Annotated in this window: 18 protein-coding genes; 13 read left to right on the forward strand and 5 right to left on the reverse strand. The window is 72.4% G+C overall.

The genetic code is table 11. The features are described 5' to 3' along the window. The first annotated feature begins 161 nt into the window (after positions 1-161). From ABD143_RS06290 to ABD143_RS06315, 6 genes are all read left to right on the forward strand, one after another. A complete protein-coding gene (locus ABD143_RS06290; protein WP_343972505.1) occupies positions 162-488 on the forward strand; it encodes an antitoxin in 327 nt (108 codons plus the stop codon). 212 nt (positions 489-700) lie between these two features. Further along, on the forward strand, positions 701-1,891 hold the full coding sequence (gene pdhA, locus ABD143_RS06295; protein ID WP_379659611.1) for a pyruvate dehydrogenase (acetyl-transferring) E1 component subunit alpha: 1,191 nt from the start codon (positions 701-703) through the stop codon (positions 1,889-1,891). Positions 1,892-1,903: 12 nt separating this feature from the next. Then, the gene (locus tag ABD143_RS06300) at positions 1,904-2,869 is read left to right on the forward strand and encodes an alpha-ketoacid dehydrogenase subunit beta (RefSeq protein WP_343972508.1); all 966 of its coding nucleotides are present in this window, start codon (positions 1,904-1,906) and stop codon (positions 2,867-2,869) included. 5 nt (positions 2,870-2,874) lie between these two features. Further along, a complete protein-coding gene (locus ABD143_RS06305; RefSeq protein WP_343973395.1) occupies positions 2,875-4,203 on the forward strand; it encodes a dihydrolipoamide acetyltransferase family protein in 1,329 nt (442 codons plus the stop codon). A 108-nt stretch (positions 4,204-4,311) separates the two neighbouring features. Then, positions 4,312-5,664, forward strand: coding sequence for an FAD-binding oxidoreductase (locus ABD143_RS06310; RefSeq protein WP_343972511.1), 1,353 nt, complete (start codon positions 4,312-4,314; stop codon positions 5,662-5,664). 56 nt (positions 5,665-5,720) lie between these two features. After that, the gene (locus tag ABD143_RS06315; RefSeq protein WP_343972513.1) at positions 5,721-6,218 is read left to right on the forward strand and encodes an FxsA family protein; all 498 of its coding nucleotides are present in this window, start codon (positions 5,721-5,723) and stop codon (positions 6,216-6,218) included. 29 nt (positions 6,219-6,247) lie between these two features. Here ABD143_RS06315 and ABD143_RS06320 read toward each other — a convergent pair whose 3' ends face one another. Next, the gene (locus ABD143_RS06320; RefSeq protein ID WP_343972516.1) at positions 6,248-6,889 is read right to left on the reverse strand and encodes an SIMPL domain-containing protein; all 642 of its coding nucleotides are present in this window, start codon (positions 6,887-6,889) and stop codon (positions 6,248-6,250) included. A 98-nt stretch (positions 6,890-6,987) separates the two neighbouring features. On the opposite strand from ABD143_RS06320, the gene ABD143_RS06325 reads away from it, so the two are divergent. The 3 genes from ABD143_RS06325 (at position 6,988) to ABD143_RS06335 (ending at position 9,648) form a co-directional block, all read left to right on the forward strand. Beyond that, positions 6,988-7,821, forward strand: coding sequence for a DUF1206 domain-containing protein (locus ABD143_RS06325; protein WP_343972519.1), 834 nt, complete (start codon positions 6,988-6,990; stop codon positions 7,819-7,821). Between the two features lie 126 nt (positions 7,822-7,947). Next, positions 7,948-9,138, forward strand: a complete 1,191-nt coding sequence (locus ABD143_RS06330; protein ID WP_343972522.1) for an AAA family ATPase — start codon at positions 7,948-7,950, stop codon at positions 9,136-9,138. A 192-nt stretch (positions 9,139-9,330) separates the two neighbouring features. Then, entirely contained in the window at positions 9,331-9,648 is a 318-nt protein-coding gene (locus ABD143_RS06335) for a GroES family chaperonin (protein ID WP_343972525.1), read from the forward strand. 723 nt (positions 9,649-10,371) lie between these two features. Here the strand turns inward: ABD143_RS06335 and ABD143_RS06340 are convergent. Next, entirely contained in the window at positions 10,372-10,575 is a 204-nt protein-coding gene (locus ABD143_RS06340) for a hypothetical protein (protein ID WP_343972528.1), read from the reverse strand. Here ABD143_RS06340 and ABD143_RS06345 point away from each other — a divergent pair. Both ABD143_RS06345 and ABD143_RS06350 read left to right on the forward strand, forming a co-directional pair. Then, positions 10,559-12,418 carry a VanW family protein gene (locus ABD143_RS06345; protein ID WP_343972531.1) on the forward strand — a complete coding sequence of 620 codons (1,860 nt, stop codon included), beginning with the start codon at positions 10,559-10,561 and terminating at the stop codon, positions 12,416-12,418. The two genes, ABD143_RS06340 and ABD143_RS06345, sit on opposite strands and share 17 nt — an antisense overlap. Positions 12,419-12,501: 83 nt before the next feature. Beyond that, positions 12,502-12,927: a CBS domain-containing protein gene (locus ABD143_RS06350; RefSeq protein ID WP_343972534.1), complete on the forward strand. Its 426-nt coding sequence runs from the start codon at positions 12,502-12,504 to the stop codon at positions 12,925-12,927. Positions 12,928-12,998: 71 nt separating this feature from the next. Here ABD143_RS06350 and ABD143_RS06355 read toward each other — a convergent pair whose 3' ends face one another. Continuing rightward, complete coding sequence (locus ABD143_RS06355) at positions 12,999-14,843, reverse strand: acyl-CoA dehydrogenase (protein WP_343972537.1); 1,845 nt, start codon at positions 14,841-14,843, stop codon at positions 12,999-13,001. Positions 14,844-15,055: 212 nt separating this feature from the next. Between ABD143_RS06355 and ABD143_RS06360 the strand changes: the two genes are divergently transcribed. Then, a complete protein-coding gene (locus tag ABD143_RS06360) occupies positions 15,056-16,072 on the forward strand; it encodes a peptidoglycan recognition protein family protein (RefSeq protein WP_343972540.1) in 1,017 nt (338 codons plus the stop codon). 23 nt (positions 16,073-16,095) lie between these two features. On the opposite strand, the gene ABD143_RS06365 is transcribed toward ABD143_RS06360, so the two are convergent. Then, complete coding sequence (locus ABD143_RS06365) at positions 16,096-16,911, reverse strand: glucose-1-phosphate cytidylyltransferase (protein ID WP_343972543.1); 816 nt, start codon at positions 16,909-16,911, stop codon at positions 16,096-16,098. Continuing rightward, complete coding sequence (locus ABD143_RS06370) at positions 16,911-17,654, reverse strand: 2-C-methyl-D-erythritol 4-phosphate cytidylyltransferase (RefSeq protein ID WP_343973398.1); 744 nt, start codon at positions 17,652-17,654, stop codon at positions 16,911-16,913. Before ABD143_RS06370 ends, ABD143_RS06365 begins: the two co-directional genes overlap by 1 nt. A gap of 155 nt (positions 17,655-17,809) precedes the next feature. On the opposite strand from ABD143_RS06370, the gene ABD143_RS06375 reads away from it, so the two are divergent. Beyond that, entirely contained in the window at positions 17,810-20,440 is a 2,631-nt protein-coding gene (locus tag ABD143_RS06375) for a LuxR C-terminal-related transcriptional regulator (RefSeq protein ID WP_343972546.1), read from the forward strand. Positions 20,441-20,454: the final 14 nt, after the last annotated feature.

The following is a 20,454-nucleotide window of genomic DNA, read 5'->3' on the forward strand; positions in this document are numbered from 1 at the left end:
TCGAGGACACATGCAAGGTGGTCACCGTTGTGTGACGTCACGCTGAGTGATCTAGTGGGGATGGGAAGGTGAGTAAACCGGCGGGGACGGGTATACCGGGGAACCAGCGGGCGGTACGAGCGCGTTGTCCGCTGTGAGAACCCCGACGACGGAGGACCGCGATGCCCCTGTTCAGAAAGCTGGCGATGCTGGCCGGAGCCGCCGAGGCTGCGCGCCGCTACGCCAAGAGCAACCCGGACAAGGCGGCCAAGTACGTCGACCAGGCCGCACAGTTCGTCGACAAGCAGACGAAAGGCAAGTACTCGGGCCAGATCCACGGCGCGGCGGCGAAGGCGAAGAGCGCCGCCGGGATCAGGCAGACGCCGGGTCATGGTGCCACCGGCAACGGCTACCCGCAGGGTTACGACCAGAACGCCGGTTACGGCAAGAGCGCGGATTACACCGCACCCCCGCCGCCCCGCCGCCAGCCTGGTCAGGCCGGCCAGTAGGGCACCGGCAGCACCTCGTGAACGGCACGTCCTGCACCGCGGGGCGTGCCGTTCACGTGTGCGGGCTGTCGGCTGCCCGGCAGCCGTCACATCGTGTCAGGATTGCGCCGAGAGCCGGTCGTGGCCGCCCTCACCCGGGGCACCCGGCTGGGTCGGCGCCCGCCCTGCGTCCGCCACGAACGGGCGCGGGATCCCGAGCACGAGGAGGCACCGTGTCCGTTCCGCAGGACTGGACCCCGTCCACGTCCATCGACACCGAGGTACGGCCCGGCCGGGAGCACGTGCTCGCCGGCTTGAAGGCCACAGACGAGGGTGACCCGGAGCTCGTCCAGCTGCTCACCCCGGAGGGTGAGCGGGTCTCCGATCCCCGTTTCGACGGCTACGCGACCGACCTGGGGGTGGGAGCGCTCCGGAGTCTGTTCCGCGACATGGTGCTGGTGCGTCGGTTCGACCGCGAGGGCAACGCCCTGCAGCGCCAGGGTCAGCTCGGGATCTGGGTGCCGCTGCTCGGCCAGGAGGCGGCGCAGATCGGCGCGGGCCGCGCGCTGCAGCCGCAGGACATGGCCTTCCCGTCCTACCGGGAGCACGGTGTCGCGTTCGCGCGCGGGATCGATCCCGTGGACCTGCTCGGGATCTTCCGCGGCACCGACCACGGCAGCTGGGACCCGAACAAGGCCCGCTTCCACCTTTACACCATCGTCATCGGCAACCAGTGCCTCAACGCCGCCGGCTACGCCATGGGCCAGAAGTTCGAGGGCAAGGTCGGCGAGGGCCCCGACAGCGAGGCCACTATCTGCTTCTTCGGGGACGGCGCCACGAGCCAGGGCGACGTACACGAGGGTTTCGTCTGGGCCGCGGTCTACGACGCGCCCGTCGTCTTCTACTGCCAGAACAACCAGTGGGCGATCTCCGAGCCCACGTCGAAGCAGTCCCGCGTGCCCCTCTACAAGCGCGCGACCGGGTATGGGTTCCCGGGCGTGCGGGTGGACGGCAACGACGTTCTCGCGTGCCTCGCCGTCACGCGGTGGGCGCTGGAGGAGTGCCGCACCGGCAACGGGCCGGTGCTGGTGGAGGCGTTCACCTACCGGATGGACGCCCACACCACGTCCGACGACCCCTCGCGCTACCGGCTGGCCGACGAGCTCGAGCTGTGGAAGCTCAAGGACCCCATCGAGCGGGTGCGCGTCAACCTGGTGCGCGAGCACGGTGTGGGCCAGGAGTTCTTCGACGAGGTGCAGGCCGAGTCCGATGCGCTCGCCGCGCGGTTCCGGGAGCACTGCCTGAACATGCCGCCGCCCGCGCCGGACCGGATGTTCTCGCAGGTCTACGCCGAGGGCTCGCCTGTGCTGGACGCGCAGCGGGCCGAGTACCTGGCCTACTATGAGTCGTTCGAGGGGGTATGAGCCGTGCCTCAGATGACTCTCTCCAAGGCGCTCAACGACGGGCTCCGCGCCGCGATGGAGCGTGACCCGAAGGTCCTCGTGATGGGGGAGGACGTCGGCAAGCTCGGCGGGGTCTTCCGTGTCACCGACGGGCTGCAGAAGGACTTCGGTGAGCAGCGGGTGCTCGACACCCCGCTCGCCGAGTCGGGGATCATCGGCACCGCCGTCGGCCTCGCCATCCGCGGCTTCCGCCCGGTGTGCGAGATCCAGTTCGACGGGTTCGTCTTCCCCGGGTACGACCAGATCGTCTCCCAGCTGGCCAAGCTGCACTACCGGTCGCAGGGCACGGTGCGGATGCCGGTCGTGGTGCGCATCCCGTTCGGCGGGGGCATCGGGGCCGTCGAGCACCACAGCGAGTCGCCGGAGTCGCTGTTCGCGCACGTCGCCGGGCTGAAGGTCGTGGCCTGCTCGAACCCGGTGGACGCGTACTGGATGATCCAGCAGGCCATCAGCTCCGACGACCCGGTGATCTTCTTCGAGCCCAAGCGGCGCTACTGGGAGAAGGCGGAGGTCGACACCGACGCCACCCCGGTACCGCTGTTCAGCTCGCAGGTCGTGCGTACCGGAAGCACGCTGACGCTCGCGAGCTACGGACCGATGCTCAAGACCTGCCTGGAGGCCGCCGCGGCTGCCGAGGCGGACGGCCAGGACATCGAGGTGATCGACCTGCGCACGCTCTCGCCGCTCGACCTCGGGCCGGTCGTCGAGTCCGTGCGGCGCACGGGGCACCTCGTGGTGGTGTCCGAGGCGCCGTCGGAGTCCTCGATCACCTCGGAGGTGGCCGCGCGGGTGCAGTCGGAGGCGTTCCACTCGCTGGAGGCACCGGTCCTGCGGGTCACGGGCTTCGACACGCCGTACCCGCCGTCGCGCTGCGAGGACGACTACCTGCCCGATCTCGACCGGGTGCTCGACGCCGTCGACCGCTCGCTGGCCTGGTGACGCGAATGCGCCGCGAGTTCAACATGCCCGACGTCGGCGAGGGGCTGACCGAGGCCGAGGTCGTCACCTGGCACGTCGCCGCAGGCGACACGGTCACCGTCAACCAGGTGATCTGCGAGATCGAGACGGCGAAGGCCGCGGTGGAGCTGCCGTGCCCGTACGCGGGCACGGTGGGCGAACTGCTCGTACAGCCGGGAGAGACGGTCGCGGTCGGCAGCCCGATCATCGCGATCGAGACGGCCGAGGCGGGGGCGCCAGCTGCCCCCGCGCCGGGCGCGGAGGACGGACCGAAGATCGGCGAGGCCGGCAAAGACGGGCGCATCGCCACGCTGGTCGGCTACGGACCGCGCCCCGGATCGGCCACCCGCCGTCCCCGCCGGTCGACGGCGGCCGCGACGGTCGCGGCGGCTCCGGCCCCCGGGCCGTCCCCGGCGCCCGTCCCTGAGCCGGAGCCGGTCACGTTTGCCGCGCCCGGCGGCGGGGTCGTGCCCCTCGCGAAGCCGCCCGTGCGCAAGCTGGCCAAGGACCTCGGCGTCGACCTGCGGTCGCTCACCGGGTCCGGCGCCGGCGGGGTGATCACCCGCGAGGACGTCGAGGCGACCGTCGCCGCGCCGTCCGCCCCCGCGCCCGCGGTGGGCGGGGTGCGCCGGGAGCCGATCCGCGGGGTGCGCAAGGCCACCGCGGCAGCGATGGTGAGCAGCGCGTTCACCGCGCCGCACGTCACGGAGTTCCTGGCCGTCGACGTCACGGCGACGATGGAGCTGCGCGACCGGCTGCGCGCGACCCGCGAGTACGCCGAGGTCAAGCTCACGCCGCTGGCGTTCGTCGCGAAGGCCGTGTGCCTCGCGGCGCGGCGCACCCCCGAGGTCAACGCGCACTGGGACGAGGCGGCTGGTGAGATCGTCTACTTCGACCGGATGCAGCTCGGGATCGCCGCTGCGACCCCCCGCGGGCTGATCGTGCCGAAGGTCCGCGACGCCGACACGCTGACGTTGCGGGAGCTCGCGGGCGCCCTCGGAGAGCTCACCGCCACGGCGCGGGCGGGCAGGACGGCGCCCGCCGACCTGGTGGGAGGCACGTTCACGATCACGAACGTCGGTGTGTTCGGTGTGGACACGGGCACTCCGATCCTCAACCCGGGAGAGGCCGCGATCCTCGCCGTCGGCGCGATCAAGCCGACGCCGTGGGTGGTGGACGGCGAGCTGGCCGTGCGCACGGTGTGCCAGCTGGCCCTGTCGTTCGACCACCGGCTGGTGGACGGCGAGCAGGGCTCGCGGTTCCTTGCCGACGTCGGCGCGCTGCTCACGGAGCCAGGGCTCGCGCTGACCTGGTAGCCAGGGCGTGTCCCAGCCGGCCCGGGCTTTCAAGGCTTCTGCAAGCGGCGTGCCTGATGGTGCTCCCGCACGCGACCCGACCCGGGTCGCGCCGAGGGGGGACCAGGGATGACCAGCTCGACGACCGATGTCGGAGCCGATCTGGAGGGGCGGGTCACCGGACCGCTGCTGCGGGCAGGCGACCCGTCCCTCGCCGCCGAGGTCGCGCCGTTCAACCGTGCCCGCACCCCGCGGCCGGTGGTGGCCGTCGGGGCCACCTGCGCTGAGGACGTCTCGGCCGCGGTCGGGTGGGCCGCCATGCGCGGACACCGGGTGGCTGTGCAGGCAACCGGCCACGGGCTCACATCCTCGCTGGCCGGCGCAGTTCTCGTCACGACGAAAAGAATGGCGGGCGTCGAGGTCGATCCGGTGGCCCGCGCCGCCAGGGTCGGCGCGGGCGCGAGCGGCGCCCAGGTGATCGCGGCGGCCGCGCCGCACGGGCTGATGCCACTGGCCGGCTCGTCGTCTCAGGTCGGGGTCGTCGGTTACACACTCGGCGGCGGGCTGGGCCCGCTGGGCAGGCGCTACGGGTTCGCCGCCGACCATGTCCGGCGGTTGCGGCTCGTGACGTTCGAGGGCGCGGTGCGCGAGGTCGATGTGGATCGGGAGCCGGAGCTCTTCTGGGCCGTGCGCGGCGGCAAGGGCAACTTCGGGATCGTCACCGAGCTGGAGTTCGGGCTGGTACCGGTCGCACGGCTGTACGGCGGCGGGGTCTTCTTCCCGGCCGAGGTAGCTGCCGACGTACTGCACGCCTACCGGGAGTGGGCCCCGACGCTTTCCGACGAGACCACCACGTCGATTGCACTGCTGCGGTTGCCCCCGCTCCCCGAGGTGCCGGAGCCGCTGCGCGGCCGGTTCGTCGTGCACCTGCGGATCGCCCACCTCGGCCCGGCAGCCGAGGGCGCTGCGCTCGCCGCACCGATGCGGGCCGTAGCGCCCGCCCTGCTCGACGTGCTGGCGGACATGCCGGCGGCCGCGCTCGACGCCGTCCACATGGACCCCACCGAGCCGATGCCCGTCCGGGAGCGCGGCGCCACCCTCACCGGGCTCCCCGCCGAGGCCGTGGATGCGCTGCTGGCCGCGGCCGGCCCGGACCTCGACGCGCCGTCGCTGGTGATGGTCGAGATCCGGCAGCTCGGCGGCGCGCTCGCCCGCCCGCCCGCGGTGCCGAACGCCGTGGCCGGCCGGGACGCGGCGTACTCGCTGCTCGCCGTCGCTCCCGAGGACGGGCCCGCGTCCGCGGTCGTGGACCGGCTCGCTCCGTGGTCCACCGGCGGCGCACTGCTCAACTTCCTCGGCGCGGCCACCGCAGAGCGCATTCGCGGCCTGTGGAGCCCGGCCGATCTCGAGCGGCTGCTGGCCGTCAAACGGCGGCACGATCCGGCCAACGTGTTCGCGCTCGGGCAGCCCATCGACGGGTGACCGATCCGTAACCCGCAGATCGGGAGCACAGGAGCCCGCTCGTGCGTTAGAGGGGCATGCCGTTCGTGCTCCTGTACCTCGTGGTGGAGATCGTCGCGCTCGTCGCGCTCGGTTCCGTGATCGGGCTGGGCTGGACGCTGCTGGTGTTGCTGGCCGGTTCCGTGCTCGGCCTGTGGCTGGCCCGCCGGGAGGGGGTGCGCGCCGCGCAGGCGCTCGGCGACGCGGTCGCCAACCGTCGCGTGCCCACCGCGGAGGTCACCGACGGGATGCTCGTCGCCGCAGGCGGCGTGCTGCTGTTCGTCCCTGGCCTCGTCACCGACGTGGCCGGGCTGCTGCTCCTGCTCCCGCCCACCCGTGGGCTGGTGCGGCGCAGGCTCGTGCGCGCCGCGGAGGCACGCTCCCCCGAGCTGCGCACCGCGCGCATCCGGGAGCGGGGCCCGGTGGTCGAGGGGGATGTCGTCGAGCACCCGCGGGCCGGAAGGCCGCGCCCTCAGGGCCACCTGGTGATCGAGGGCACCGTGGTGCCCGGCGAGCCGCGCTCAGCGAGCTCGTAGGTCAGGCGTTGCAGGCCAGGCGTTGCAGGTCAGGCGCGTAGCGACCAGGTCGTCGTGCAGCGGGCCGTGACCCGCACCGGCTCCGGCTCCAGCCCGAGGTCGTGCACGTCCGGGGCGGCCGACTCGGCGCCGGCCGCCATCCGGGCCCGGTACGCCATCGGGACGCCGTGCTCAGGTGCCTCGGAGAGCCGAAGCAGCGGTCCGAGCGTGCCGCCCAGGGCCTCCGCGTATCCCTCGGCGCGGGCCCGGGCGTCGGCCACCGCGTTGCGCTGAGCCTCCCGCTGAGCCGCCGCGGGGTCGGTGAGCACCCAGCGCGGACCCTGCAGGTCGGTCGGCTCGGCGCCGACGAGGGCCGACAGCGCCGGCTCGAGCACCGAGACGTCGGTGATCACCAGCTCGAACTGCTCCCCGGCCCGGCACCCGACGATCCGCTTGCCGCGCCACTCGTTGTGCACCCACAGCCGCCTGCTGCGCACCACGAGCCCGGGCAGCTCGAGCGCCGGGGCGGCGGCGGCCACTTTTTGGCCGAGGTCGCGGACGGCGTCGGAACGGGTGCGGGCCACCGCGCTGAAGGCGACGTCCAGCTCCGCACGGTCGCCCGGCTGCTCGTGCCAGCCGGTGCCCTCCGTCACGATCTCGGGGCCGCCGGTGTGTCCCGCCGTCTCGCTCACGAGGAGAAGGAAACCAGATCGGGGCCTATCGGGCGGTCTCGTGATTCTCATAGACACCGCAAGAGAGTGCGATCAGCTTCCGCTGGGTAGATCTCCGCATGGCCCAACGCCTCGCTCCCCTTCACAACCTCGTGCGTGAGGGCCGCTCCGACGCTCCTGGCCGGGTCGTCGACCTGCTCGGCCGGATCGGGCTCGTCGGCTACGGGATCGTGCACGTGCTCGTCGCGTGGCTCGCGCTGCAGGTCGCGTTCGGTGTTCCGAACGCGCCCGCCGACGCCGGCGGGGCTGTCGGCACGATCGCGCGCACCCCTGTGGGTGTGCTGGCGCTGGTGCTGGCGGCGATCGGGCTGGTGGCGTTCGCGCTGTGGCAGGTGACCGCCGCCGCGATCGGCTTCCGCTGGGTCCGGGACGGCGAGCGTGTCCGCAAGCGGGTCGGCGCCGTGGCGAAGTCCATCGCGATGACCGCGCTCGCGGTGGTGGTCGTCAACTACCTGACGGGTGTCCGCGGGGGTGGCGACGCGACGGCCCAGGACCTGGCGGCGAATGTGTTGGACCTGCCGGCCGGGCGGGTGCTGTTCGGGCTCGTCGCGGGGCTGATCCTCGTGCTCGCCGGGGCGATGACCTACACCGGTGTGCGCCGCACGTTCATGGGCGACCTGGACGTCCGCGACCTCTCCCCCACGGCCCGCCGGGCGATCGAGCTCGCGGGGGCGATCGGCCACCTCGCCAGGGCCCTGGCGCTCGCGGTGGTGGGTTTGCTCGCCGGCACGGCGGCCCTGTTCGCCGACCCCGCTCGCGCAGGCGGGCTGGATGCCGCGCTCCGCGCCCTCGGCGCCACGCCACTGGGCGCGGGGCTGCTTGTGGTCGTGGCGGTGGGTTTTGCGGCCTTCGGTGTCTTCTGCTTCGCGGATGCGGCCACCCGGCGTGCCTGAATCGGCTCCTCTAGCGATTTCTAGAAAGCTTCCGAGAAAGCGCTACACAACCCGATCGACGACACGCCATCGCCTTCGCTAGTCGCTTCTACGGTCTGCACAAGATGTGCCGATACCGTCCGATGCGTGGATCCCGTGCGCAACCCGTTCGCTCCCGGAGCCGGTCAGCGGCCTCCCGAGCTGGCCGGCCGCGATCGTGAGCTCGACGCGTTCGAGATCGTGCTGGAGCGGGTGGCCCGCGGGCGGCCGGAGCGCAGCCTCGTGCTGACCGGCCTGCGCGGTGTCGGCAAGACCGTGCTGCTCGGCGAGCTGCGCTCGATGGCGCTGCGCGCGGGCTGGGGTGCTGGCAAGATCGAGGCCCGCCCGGACGCCGACCTGCGGCGCCCGCTCTCCGCCGCCCTGCACCGCGCCATCCGCGATCTCGCGGTGCGCCACCCCGAGCCCGAGCGGGTGGACGAGGTGCTCGGCGTGCTCAAGGCGTTCGCGATGCGGTCCGCGCCGGACGGGGCGAAGCTGCGCGAGCGGTGGCAGCCGGGGATCGACGTGCCGGTGCGGAACGGACGGGCCGACTCCGGCGACATCGAGATCGACCTCGTCGAGCTGTTCACCGTGGTGGCGGATCTGGCGGCCGACCTGGAGACGGGGGTGGCCCTGCTCATCGACGAGATGCAGGATCTCGAGCCCGACGATGTCTCCGCGCTCTGTGCGGCCTGCCACGAGCTTTCCCAGTCGCGGGCCCCGCTCGTGGTGGTCGGGGCCGGTCTGCCGCACCTGCCCGCCGTGCTCTCGGCGTCCAAGTCGTACTCCGAACGGCTGTTCAAGTACGCGCGCATCGGGCAGCTCGACCGCGCCGACGCCGACTTCGCGCTGCTCGCCCCGGCCGAGCGCGAGGACGCCTCGTTCGACGCGGATGCGCTCGACGCGCTCTACGAGGCGTCCGGCGGCTATCCCTACTTCGTGCAGGCCTACGGGAAGGCGGCGTGGGACGCGGCGCCGCGCAACCCCATCGGCGCACCGGACGTGAAGCTCGCGGCACCCGAGGCGGAGGCCGAGCTGGCCGTCGGCTTCTTCGGGTCCCGCTTCGAGCGGGCCACGCCGGCAGAGCGCGAGTACCTGCGTGCGATGGCTGAGCTGACGGAGGGGCGCGACGAGCCGGTGGGCACCTCGGGCATCGCGGAGCACCTCGCTCGCAAGGCGTCCTCGCTTTCCCCAGCTCGCGACAACCTTCTGAAGAAGGGTCTCGTCTTCTCGGCGCAGCGGGGCCAGATCGCGTTCACCGTGCCCCATTTCGGGCGCTATCTGCTCAGCCAGCCGTGACGAATCCCTGATACTAGGCCGAACGAGTGAAAGACGGCCCGAAGACGTTGAGAGGTAACAGACCGCCTCCGCTGTCCGATTCCATGTACAGCCCCGCGGTGCTGTCGGACCCCCGACCTGACAGCATCGCGGGGCTCTTCCGTTTCCGGCCCGGTCAGGGTCGCTGCAGACCGGGCTCGTAGCATCGGGCCGGTGCAGGACCCCAAGCTCGAGATCCAGATGCTGCACGACCGGGTGATGGTGAGGCCGGAGACGAGTGGCGAGCGCCGCAGCGGCGCGGGAATCGTCATCCCCGCAACCGCCGAGGTCGCCAAACGTCTGGTTTGGGGAGAGGTGTTCGGCGTCGGTGCCCATGTACGCACCGTGAAAGTGGGGGATCGGGTGCTGTTCGCGCGGGACGACCAGTACGAGGTCGACGTACAGGGGTCGACCTACCTCGTGCTCCGCGAACGCGAGCTGCACGCGGTGGCCGCCGAGCGCACCGAGCATGGCACGGGGTTGTACCTGTGACGAACCGGGCCTGCGTCAAGGCCCGGTCCGATGGTGAGGGGAATCAGAGTTCATGCCCGAGCGGCAGTCCACGCCCGGCGAGGTGACGTCGCGTCCGGAAGCGGACGCGACGGAGAACGGAAACGGTATGGGCGCCGACCAGGGCACCCGGGCCGGGGGGAACGCGAAGCCGGCTGCGCCCGCGGAGGCCACCACCTCGGGCGAGGTGGGGTCCTCGGAACGTACCGGGGACACACCGCAGGCTCGCGGCGACGCCGGGGGGAACGGCGTGACTGCGACCGAAAGTTCCGGGGGGAGCGGGAGCGCCGCCGACAGCACCACGATGACCACGGCGCACGTCGCTGGGCAGAACGGCGGGCAGGCGGCGCCGGGGGCGGGGGGTTCGCGCCCGACCGGTGATGCGCCGAACGGCTCGCCCGGCACCCCGGTGAACGGCGCCGCGAGCCCGCAGGTGAACGGCCCAGCCCAGGTGAACGGCCCAGCCCAGGTGAACGGCCCAGCCCAGGTGAACGGCCCAGCCCAGGTGAACGGCCCAGCCCAGGTGAACGGCCCAGCCCAGGTGAACGGCCCAGCCCAGGTGAACGGCCCAGCCAACGGGCAGGCGAACGGGCCGGCCAACGGCTCTGCGGGCGGTTCGGGAGGCGCGCTTCCGTCGCCGTCGCCCCGGCCGTCCGGCGCATCGCGGCCGCCGGCCGCCCCGCGCCCGTCGCCGCGTCCTCCGGCTCACCCGGAGTCGTCGGCCGAGCGGTCGACCGTGCGCACCCCCGCCGGGGACGAGAGCCCCACAGTGCGCACCCCGGCCGAGCAGCCCACCACCGTGCAGTGGGCAGGAGGCGACTCGCCCACCACGGCGGTGCGGCGCCCGGCGGCTGCGGCGCCTGCCGCGCCCACCCGCTCGTGGTTCACACCGGTGGACGCCGAAGTCACCGAGGTGCTCCCCCGCATGCCTGCCCCGCTGGCAGTCGCGCCCCGCCCCACGCCGAGGGCGCCGGAGCCGGCCACCGAGGTCATCCCGGTCACGCGGGTGGCCCCGTCGGCGCCGCCGGTTCCCCCGCCCCCGAACGTCCCCGGCCCGAACGACGAGGACACCGACGAGCCGCGGCCGCGCAGGCGCGGGCGCAGGGTCCTCGTGATCACATCGGCGGTCGTGGGCGCACTCGCGCTGCTCTACGCGGGCGACGTCCTGCTCGGGTCGGGATCGGTGCCGCGCGGGGTGACGGTCGCGGGCATCGCCGTCGGCGGGCTCCCGCTCGGTGAGGCCGAGCAGCAGCTGCGCGCGGAGATCCAGCCGCGCATCACCCAGCCGATCCCGGTGAGCGTCGGGGAGGCCACGAGCGAGATCGACCCGGTGGCGTCCGGGCTCGCGGTCGACTGGCCAGGGACTATGACCGCGGCCGGAGCCCAGCCCTACAACCCGATCACCCGGCTCACGTCGTTCTTCACCGAACGGCCCGTCGCGGTGGTGACGACGGCGGACCAGACCGCGCTGGACTCCGCGCTGGAGGAGCTCGCGCCGGTCGTCGACCGCGAGCCCGTCGAAGGCTCCGTGAAGTTCGAGGGCACCGATCCGCAGCCGGTCGACCCGGTTCCTGGGCAGCAGCTCGACGTGGCCGCGGCCGCCCAGGTGCTGCAACGGGACTGGGCGAAGGGGGGCGTCGTGGCGCTGCCGCTCAACGAGCTGCCGCCAACCACCACACCCGAGGACGTCGCCACCGCGATCGAGGAGGTGGCTCGTCCCGCGGTCGCCGCACCCGTGACCGTCATCGGCGAGAACGGCGTGCAGGGAGTCATCAGCCCCGAGGTCACCGCCACCGCGCTGCTCTTCCGCGCCGAGAACGGCGGCCTGGTGCCCGAGCTCAACCAGCAGGCCGTGCAGGATGCGCTCGCGCCGCAGATGGCTCCGTCGGAGCGGCCCGGCCGGGACGCCACCCTGGACTTCTCGGGGGGCAGCCCGGTGATCGTGCCCTCCCAGGACGGGCGCGGTGTGGACTACCAGGTCACCCTGGCCCAGCTGCTCACGGTGCTCACCGGCACCGGGCCGCGCGAGATCACAGCGGTGTACGCCGATCAGCCCGCCGAGGTCACCACCCAGGACATGGAGGCGCTGGGCAACCCGACGGTCATCGGTGAGTTCACCACCGGCGGCTTCGCCCGCGACTCGGGCGTGAACATCCGCCGGGCCGCCGAGCTGATCAACGGCGTCGTCGTGCAGCCGGGCGAGACGTTCAGCCTGGATGCCGCAACCGGTCCGCGCACCGCGGCGAACGGGTACGTCGAGGCGGGGGTGATCGACAACGGCCAGCCCTCCCGCGGCATCGCGGGCGGGGCCTCGCAGGTGTCCACCACGCTCTACAACGCCGCCTACCACGCGGGCATGACGCTCATCGAGCACAAGGCCCACAGCTTCTACATCAGCCGCTACCCGGCCGGGCGCGAGGCGACGATCGCCACAGGCGCCATCGACAACCGCTGGCGCAACGACAACCCCACCCCGGTGCTCATCCGCACCGCGTGGACCCCCACGTCGGTGACGGTGTCGATCTACGGGCAGCGGCAGTTCGAGGTCACCGGCGCTTTCGGCCCGCGCACCAACCCGACGCAGCCCAAGACGGTGACCATCCCACCGGGCCAGCCGTGCAATCCGAGCAACGGGGGACCCGGCTTCACGATCACCGATACCCGGACCCTCCGTGACGTCAGCACCGGCGAGACCCGCAGCGAGACGATTACGACCCGCTACAACCCGATCCCGCGGGTGGTCTGCGGGTAACCGAGGAAAGCCAGCCCTTTCGCGATCCCCGTCACACTTCGTACCCTTGATCCCGTCCGCCACGTGGGATCGGGGGTACGGAGATGCGCATCGCAGACGTTCTGCGTAACAAGGGAACTGATGTGGCGACGGTGGCCTCTACCGCCCGCGTCACGCAGATGATCGCTGAGCTGGCAGCACACAACGTGGGCGCGCTGCCGGTGGTCGACGACGGGGAGCTGGTCGGGATCGTGTCCGAGCGCGACGTCGTGCGCCGGCTCAACGGCATCGGCGCAGCATTACTGGAGGCGAGCGTCGGCGACATCATGACCACCGATGTCACGACCTGCTCGCCGGAGGACGGGGTGGCCGACCTGGCCGCGATCATGACTGCGCGGCGGTTCCGCCACCTGCCGGTTGTGGTGGAGGGCCGGCTCGCCGGCATCGTCAGTATCGGCGACCTGGTCAAGGCCCGGATCGACCTGCTGGAGTCCGAGCGCAAGCAGCTGGAGAGCTACATCGCCGGCTGAGGACACCAGGACGGCCCTTCCACCCCATCGGGGCCGGAAGGGCCGTCAGGCCTGCTTGCTGGTATCGCTGCTCAGAACGCCGCTTCGGGCAGCTCCATCAGCGAGTTGTCGGTGTTCTCCACGATCGTGCGCTGGGCGCTGAGCTGCGGCAGCACGGTCTTCGCGAAGAACCGCGCCACCCCGACCTTGCCCTCGTAGAAGGCCACGTCCTTGGCCGACGGCTCGCCGCCCAGCGCGGCCAGAGCCACCTCGGCCTGCCGCAGCAGCAGCCATCCGACGAGCAGGTCACCGACGGCCAATAGCAACCGCACGCTGTTCTGCCCGACCTTGTAGATGCTCGACGGGTCCTCGGCCGAGGCCATCAGGAAGCCCGTGAGCGCTCCCAGCATGCCCTGCACGTCCGTCAGGGCCGTGGCGAGCAGCGCCCGCTCCTCCTTGAGCCGTCCGTTGCCGGACTCGCCGTCGAGGAACTCCTGGATCTGCCCGGCGACGTGCGCGATGGCCTGCCCGTTGTCGCGCACGATCTTGCGGAACAGGAAGTCGAGCGACTGGATCGCCGTGGTGCCCTCGTACAGCGAGTCGATCTTGGCGTCGCGGATGTACTGCTCGATCGGGTAGTCCTGCAGGTAGCCGGAGCCGCCGAGGGTCTGGAGCGAGAGCAGCAGTTGCTCGGTGGCGCGCTCCGAACCCACGCCCTTGACGATCGGCAGCAGCAGGTCGTTCACCCGCTCGATGAGCGAGACGTCCTCACCCGCAGCCTGCCCCAGCCGGATGCGGTCCTGGTAGGTGGCCGTGTAGATGTAGACGGCGCGCAGGCCCTCCGCGTACGCCTTTTGCAGCATCAGGATGCGGCGGACGTCCGGGTGGTGGGTGATCGTGACCCGCGGGGCGGTCTTGTCGAGCATCCTGGGCAGGTCGGCGCCTTGCACGCGCTCCTTGGCGTAGTCGAGCGCGGCGAGGTAGCCGGCCGACAGCGTGCCGATCGCCTTCGTGCCCACCATCATGCGGGCGTACTCGATCACCTCGAACATCTGCGCGATGCCGTCGTGCACCTCGCCGAGCAGCCAGCCCTTCGCCGGCAGGCCGTGCTGGCCGAACGTCAGCTCGCACGTGGTGGAGGCCTTCAAGCCCATCTTGTGCTCGACGTTGGTCACGAAGGCACCGTTGCGCTCGCCGAGCTCACCGGTCTCGGTGTCGAAGTGGAACTTCGGCACGAGGAAGAGCGACAGCCCCTTCGTGCCGGCCTTCGGCTCGATTCCGGGGCCTTCGGGGCGGGCCAGCACCAGGTGCATGATGTTCTCGGTCAGGTCGTGCTCGGCCGAGGTGATGAACCGCTTCACGCCCTCGACGTGCCAGCTCCCGTCCTCCTGCTGGATCGCCTTCGTGCGGCCCGCGCCCACGTCCGAACCGGCGTCCGGCTCGGTGAGCACCATCGTGGCGCCCCAGCCGTGATCGATCATGATCTCGGCCCAGCGCTTCTGCTCCTCGGTGCCGTTGCGGTGCACGACGGAGGCGAAGTTGGGGCCCGCCATGTACATGAAGACGGCCGGGTTCGCGCCGAGGATCAGCTCGGCTGCGGCCCACTGGACGGTGGGCGGGATGCCGTACCCGCCCAGCTCGGTGGGCAGGCCGAGGCGCCACCACTCGCCGTCCCACAGCACCTTGTAGGCGTCCTTGACCGACTGCGGGAGCGTGACGGAGTGGGTGGCGGGGTCGAAGACGGGCGGGTTGCGGTCGGCGTCGGCGAAACCTTCGGCGAGCGGGCCGGTGGTGACGCTCGTCAGCTCTTTGAGGACGCCGCGCACGGTGTCCGCGTCGACGCCGTCGAAGGGGGCGCTGCCCAGCTGGTCCTGCACCCGGAACACCTCGAAGAGGTTGAACTCGAGGTCACGCAGGTTGCTCCTGAAGTGGCCCATGGCCCTTCGCTCCTCATCACGCGGTGGTCCTACCCGTCGGTAACCAACGATATTACTCGCTGGTAACCGAGGCAAGACCGCGAGCCCACGCGCAGCGCACGGGTGACACACCTTCGGGCACCGAAGTTGTGGCTGGGGTTTGAGTAACGCATGGTGCAGGAGAACGACTATGAGGCTTGTGTGATGTCATGAGTCGACTGGGGAGGTCACCGATGTGCCCGCTAGCCCGTCGCAGTTTCCTGATCGGTGGTCTCGGCCTGGTAGGAGCCGGCGCCGGGCTGCTAGGCACCGCAGGTGATGCCGCGGCCGTCACTTCCCCGGAGATCATCGACTGCGCCGGCTGGGGGGCTCGCCCGAACAGCGACGTCGTCCCGGTGCGGAGCCAGCGCCCAGTCAAGATCATCGTGCACCACACGGCAACCCCGAACACCAAAAATCTGAGCCGAGGGGCCGCCGACAACCTCGCCCGCGGGATCCAGAACTTCCACATGGACAAGCGCGGCTGGATCGACACCGGCCAGCACTTCACGATCAGCCGCGGCGGCTTCGTCCTGGAGGGCAGACACCGGAGCCTCGAGGCGCTTCGCACAGGCAAGCGCCAGGTCGAGGGTGCGCACTGCTCGGGCCAGAACCTCGTCGCCGTGGGCATCGAGAACGAGGGCACCTACACGACGGGCGCGCCGCCAGGCCGCCAGTGGGACCGGCTCCGGCAGCTGTGCGCCTACATCTGCGAGCAGTACGGCATCGGGGCGACCGAGATCTACGGCCACCGCGACTTCAAGGACACGGCCTGTCCCGGCGACAGCCTCTACGGAATGCTCCCGCGCCTGCGCGGCGAGGTGGCGGGCGCGCTCGGGCAGGCGGCGTCGAGCTCGGCGCTGCAGCTGGCGTCGTGGCCGCTGCTGCGCATCGCCGACCGCGGCCCGACAGTGCTGGCCGCGCAGCACCTGCTGCGTGCAGCAGGTGAGCGCGACGTGGTGGCCGACGGGCAGTTCGGCCGCAGCACGGCCGACGCCGTCCGCCGGCTCCAGACTGCGCACAGCACGGAGGAGGTCAACGGCATGCTCGGCGGCGAGTCGTGGCCGCTGCTCGTCTCGGTGGCCGACCAGGCCGGCGACGCCGACGTGGCCAGCGCGGTGCAGGCGCTCAATGCCGGGCGCCCGCTCAGCCGGTCCCTGCGCGGCCCGGCGGACTGGCAGCAGCTCCTTGACCCGAACACGCCGCGCTGACCCCGGGATCGGCGCCGGACGGGTCACCAGGTGAGTGGGTCGTCGTCCCAGATCTTCCAGGGCGCCTTGCCCGCGCTCCACAGCCCGTTGAGGTACTGGTAGTCCTTGTAGGTGTCCATCGCGGCCCAGAAGCCCTCGTGCTTGTTCACGGTGAGCTGCTTGTCGCGGGCGAGCTTCTGCAGCGGCTCGGCCTCGAGGAACAGGTCCTCCTCGTCGTCGAGGTAGTCGTCGAGGAACGACCGCTCGAACACGAAGTACCCGCCGCTCACCCAGCCGGTGACCTGCGTGGGCTTCTCGTTGAACTCGGCAACGACGTCGGCGTCGACCCGCATCTCGCCGAACTTGGACGTGGGGTGCACGCCGGTGACGGTGCCGAGGCGGCCGCTCGTGGTGTGCTGCTCCGCAAGGTTCGCGATGTCCACGGCGCTGACGCCGTCGCCGTAGGTCATCATGAACTGCGGGGTGTCGATGTACTCGCGAATGCGGCGCAGCCGCGCGCCGGTGCCGGCCTCGAGCCCGGTCTCGGCGAAGGTGATCTCCCAGTTCTCGTCGGCCACGCCGTTGCGGAACTGCGGCTGGTGGTCACCCTCGGAGAGCGAGAGCGTGAAGTCCGACATGTGGGCGCGGTAGTCCAGGAAGAACTGCTTGATCTCCCAGCCCTTGTAGCCCAGGCAGAGGATGAAGCGGCGGTAGCCGTAGTGGCTGTACAGCTTCATGATGTGCCAGAGGATCGGCCGGCCGCCGATGTCGACCATGGCCTTCGGCAGGCGCTCGCTGACCTCGCGGATGCGGGTGCCCTGTCCTCCACAGAGGATTACCACCGGGGTGTCGTAGTCCATCAGGAAGCGTGTCCCTCCGCAGTGTTTGGAACGCCACCGTGCGTGATCGGGGAGAAGGCGGCGTCGAGCTCATTTCGTATCGGAGCGCGGGCGTCATCGGCAAATCGCCCGAGTGTGAGCCGCCGCACGACGGCGAGCTCCTCCGGCGTCGTGACGTGCAGGTTGTCCGATTCACCCGGCACGGTGTCCACCCGGTACCCGTTCGCGACCAGCAGGCTCGAGTTCTCGACGGGCCGGGGCCGGGAGGCGTGCAGCTTGCGCAGCACGTCCACCCGGAAGGCGTGCGGTGACTGGGTGAGTACGAGGTCGTTCTTGGGCACCGTATCGACGACCCGGCCGTCCTTGACGCGCTGGACGACCTCGAGGATCGGCACCACGGGCACCGCGCCGTCGGCGCCGCGGCGCACCGCGTCGATCACGGCGCGGAACAGCGCCTCGGATGCAAGTGGGTGGGCGGGGTCGGCCACGACGGCGATCGCGGCGTCGGCCGGGAGCGTGTCGAGGCCGGCTCGCAGCGACTCCGACTGGTGGTCTCCGCCCTCGGCGAGGGTGTCGACGGGGTCCCCGTCCCACCGGTGTCCGGGCGGGAGCACGAGCGCGACGCCGTCGCACGTCCGGCGGGCCGCGGCGACCGTGTGATCGACCATCCGGAGGCTGCCCACAAGCTCGAACTGCTTGGGACGTGCACCGAACCGCCGGGCCGAGCCGCCCGCGAGGACGATCGCCCACACCGGCCCGTCCATCACGCCCCCCTCCGCGTCGTGCGCCCGTATCGTGCCACTCCCACTCGATCGGGCGACGCGCGCATACACGGTCAGCGATCAATCGGCCATTCGGGGCAGCAAGGCGGTCTGGGTAGTCTCTGGTCCCGGGGAGACCGCAACGCTGGGGGTGGCTGGTGTCGACGCGAACCCAGTCGCCTGCGGGGGCGGCGCCGGACGCGCTGGCAGGCTCCCCGATCGCCCGGCGGCTCCTCCGGGACGCTCGGTCGGGCGCGATCACACGGCTCGACGTCATCGGCCCCGGCGGGCACGGCAAGACCGTCCTTCTCGACGCGCTGGCCGCCGCGTTCGCCGAGGCAGGGGTGCCCGTCCGGCGTGACATCCCGGCTGATGCGCTCGGGTCGGCCGCGCTGCTCGTCGACGACGCCCACCTGCTGGCCCCCGCCGAGCTGGAGCGGCTCACCAGTCTCGCCAGGGCTGCGGGCGGCCATATCGTCGTCGCGCACCGGCCGTGGCCGCGCCCCACGGGCACCGCCGCGCTCGGCAACGCGCTGGCGGCGACCCGGCCGCCGGTGGTGCTCGACGCGCTGGACCGCACCGGGGTGGCCGCCCGCGCCGCGCTGATGCTCGGCGAGCGCGCCACCGCCGAACTCGTGGACCACGTGCTCGACCGCGCTGCGGGCCTCCCGTGGCTGGTCGACCGGCTGCTCGTCGCGCTCGGCGCGGCGACCGGAACCGAGCGCGTTCGCGCCTCCCCGGTCGCCCGTCCGCCGCCCGAACTGCTCGTCCAGCTCGGGTACGTCGTGCACGGCCTCGGGCCGGACGTCCCCCGGCTGCTGCTGGCCCGCGCGCTCGGCGCTCCGCTGGACGCCGAGGTTCTGGTCCCGCTGCTCGGACTAGGCACTGCGGCGGACCTCGACGAGCTGGTGGAGGCGGCCCGCGCGGCAGGTGTGCTGACCGCCGACGGGCTCGCCGTGCCGTTGGTTTCCGCCAGCGTGCTCGCCCGCGCGCCGGAAGCGGCGCGGCTGGAGCTGCGCCGCACGCTGGCCGAGCTGGAGCTGAACCGCGGCGGCGACGTGCTGACCGCGGCGAGGAGCCTGCTCGGTACCGGTGCGAGCGGAGCAAGGGTCGCAGCGGTGTTCACGGCGGCGGCAGAGGAGGCGCTGCGCGCCGGCTCCGGCAAACCGGCGGGCGAGCTGTTCGCCGCCGCTGTGCGGGCAGGCGCCCCGGCGCTCGGGCTCGCGGCCGCCCGCGCGGAAGCCGCCGTGCTCGCCGACGACCTCGACCTCGCCCTCGCGCAGGCCGACCAGGTGTTGTCCGATCCCGGGCAGGTGCCGCCGCGCGACGCCGTGCGCGCCGGCACCGTGGCGGCCGCCGTGCTCGCCCGCCGCGGGCTGCTCGCGCGCAGCGCCGAGCTCTACCGCTGGATGGGATCCGCGCTGGGCCCCGCCGTCGGGACGGGGGCGGTGCTCGCCGTCCCCGCACTGATCGGCACGGGTGCGCTCGACGAGGCCCGCGAGCTGCTGCGCGGGCCGGTGCCGGCACCGGGCGCTCCGCCGCGGCCGCCGACCCTCCTCGCGGGGGCCGAGGAGCTGATGGCGCAGGGGGTGTACGACTCGGTCGCCGGTTCCCCGACGGCCGCCCTCTCGCAGCTCACACGAGCGGCGGCCCTGCTGGAGTCCTCGCCGCGGGCGGCGCTCCTCCCCGACACGCCCGCCGCGCTGGCCGCGCTCGTCGCCGTGCACTGCGGGGAGCTGGACGTCGCCCAGTCGGTGCTGGAGCGGGCGGTGCGAGCGCGCCTGGGCGGGCGCGGGGCGGCCGTCCGGCACCGGCTGCTGCTCGGCTGGATCGCGTTGTTCCGGGGCGCGACCCCGGGCGCGCGTTCGGCGCTGGCTGCCGCCTCGCCTGCGGGGGCCCGGCTGGAGCCCCGTGACGAGTTCCTCGCGGCCGCGCTCGAGGTGGCGCTGGCTCGACGCACCGGCGACCTCGCGGCCCTGATGCCCGCGTGGGGCCGGGCGCGCGAGGCGATCGTCCGGCACCCGGTGGACCTGTTCGTGCTGCAGCAGCTCGGCGAGCTGTCGATCGCGGCCACCCGGCTGCGCGAGTCGAGCTGGGTGCAGCCGCATCTGGACGAGGCCACGACATTGCTGGCCCGGCTCGGCGACCCGGCGCTGTGGGCGGCGCCGCTGCACTGGTCGGGGCTGCAGGCCGCGATCCTCGCCGAGCACCGCGACGAAGCCGGCCAGCACGCGGACGCGCTGGCGGCCGCCGCAGGCGCGAGCCGATACGCCTCCGCCATGGCGGCGGCGGCGCCGCACTGGGTGCGTCTGCTCGACGCCGAGGTCGACGCCACGGCAGTCGAGGCGGCGGCCAGGGGCCTGCATGCCGTCGGGATGGCGTGGGAGGGCGGGAAGCTCGCCGGCCAGGCCGCGATCCGCACCCGGGACCGCAAGGCGATGACCACTCTGCTGGGCTGCGCCCGCGCGCTGCAGAGCAGCGGGCCCGCCGTGCGCCCTGCGCAGGCCGACCCGGAGGCCGCCACCGACACGCAGCCCCGCGGCCTGCCCGCCGTGCCCGAGTCGGAGCCCGCCGCCGAGCGCAGCGCCGAGACCGACGGCCCCCTGAGCGAACGGGAGCGCGAGGTTGCTGCGCTCGTGCTCGAAGGCCTCACCTACAAGCAGATCGGCGAGCAGCTCTTCATCTCGGCGAAGACGGTGGAGCACCACGTGGCCCGGATGCGGCAGCGCCTGGGCTCGGGCAGCCGGGGCGAGCTCTTCGCGCACCTGCGCCAGATCGTCGGGCAGTAGCGCACGCACGGCCG

The sequence above is a fragment of the Pseudonocardia aurantiaca genome, from assembly GCF_039526725.1.
Lineage (GTDB): Bacteria > Actinomycetota > Actinomycetes > Mycobacteriales > Pseudonocardiaceae > Pseudonocardia > Pseudonocardia aurantiaca.

What these genes read in the sequence shown, in the direction of transcription:
- ABD143_RS06325 (WP_343972519.1), top strand. Translation starts at nt 6,988, where the DNA reads ATGGCCCAACGCCTCGCTCCCCTTCACAACCTCGTGCGTGAGGGCCGC.
- ABD143_RS06290 (WP_343972505.1), top strand. Translation starts at nt 162, where the DNA reads ATGCCCCTGTTCAGAAAGCTGGCGATGCTGGCCGGAGCCGCCGAGGCT.
- ABD143_RS06370 (WP_343973398.1), bottom strand. Translation starts at nt 17,654, where the DNA reads ATGGACGGGCCGGTGTGGGCGATCGTCCTCGCGGGCGGCTCGGCCCGG.
- ABD143_RS06365 (WP_343972543.1), bottom strand. Translation starts at nt 16,911, where the DNA reads ATGGACTACGACACCCCGGTGGTAATCCTCTGTGGAGGACAGGGCACC.
- ABD143_RS06355 (WP_343972537.1), bottom strand. Translation starts at nt 14,843, where the DNA reads ATGGGCCACTTCAGGAGCAACCTGCGTGACCTCGAGTTCAACCTCTTC.
- ABD143_RS06315 (WP_343972513.1), top strand. Translation starts at nt 5,721, where the DNA reads ATGCCGTTCGTGCTCCTGTACCTCGTGGTGGAGATCGTCGCGCTCGTC.
- ABD143_RS06350 (WP_343972534.1), top strand. Translation starts at nt 12,502, where the DNA reads ATGCGCATCGCAGACGTTCTGCGTAACAAGGGAACTGATGTGGCGACG.
- ABD143_RS06305 (WP_343973395.1), top strand. Translation starts at nt 2,875, where the DNA reads ATGCGCCGCGAGTTCAACATGCCCGACGTCGGCGAGGGGCTGACCGAG.
- ABD143_RS06360 (WP_343972540.1), top strand. Translation starts at nt 15,056, where the DNA reads ATGTGCCCGCTAGCCCGTCGCAGTTTCCTGATCGGTGGTCTCGGCCTG.
- ABD143_RS06300 (WP_343972508.1), top strand. Translation starts at nt 1,904, where the DNA reads ATGACTCTCTCCAAGGCGCTCAACGACGGGCTCCGCGCCGCGATGGAG.
- ABD143_RS06310 (WP_343972511.1), top strand. Translation starts at nt 4,312, where the DNA reads ATGACCAGCTCGACGACCGATGTCGGAGCCGATCTGGAGGGGCGGGTC.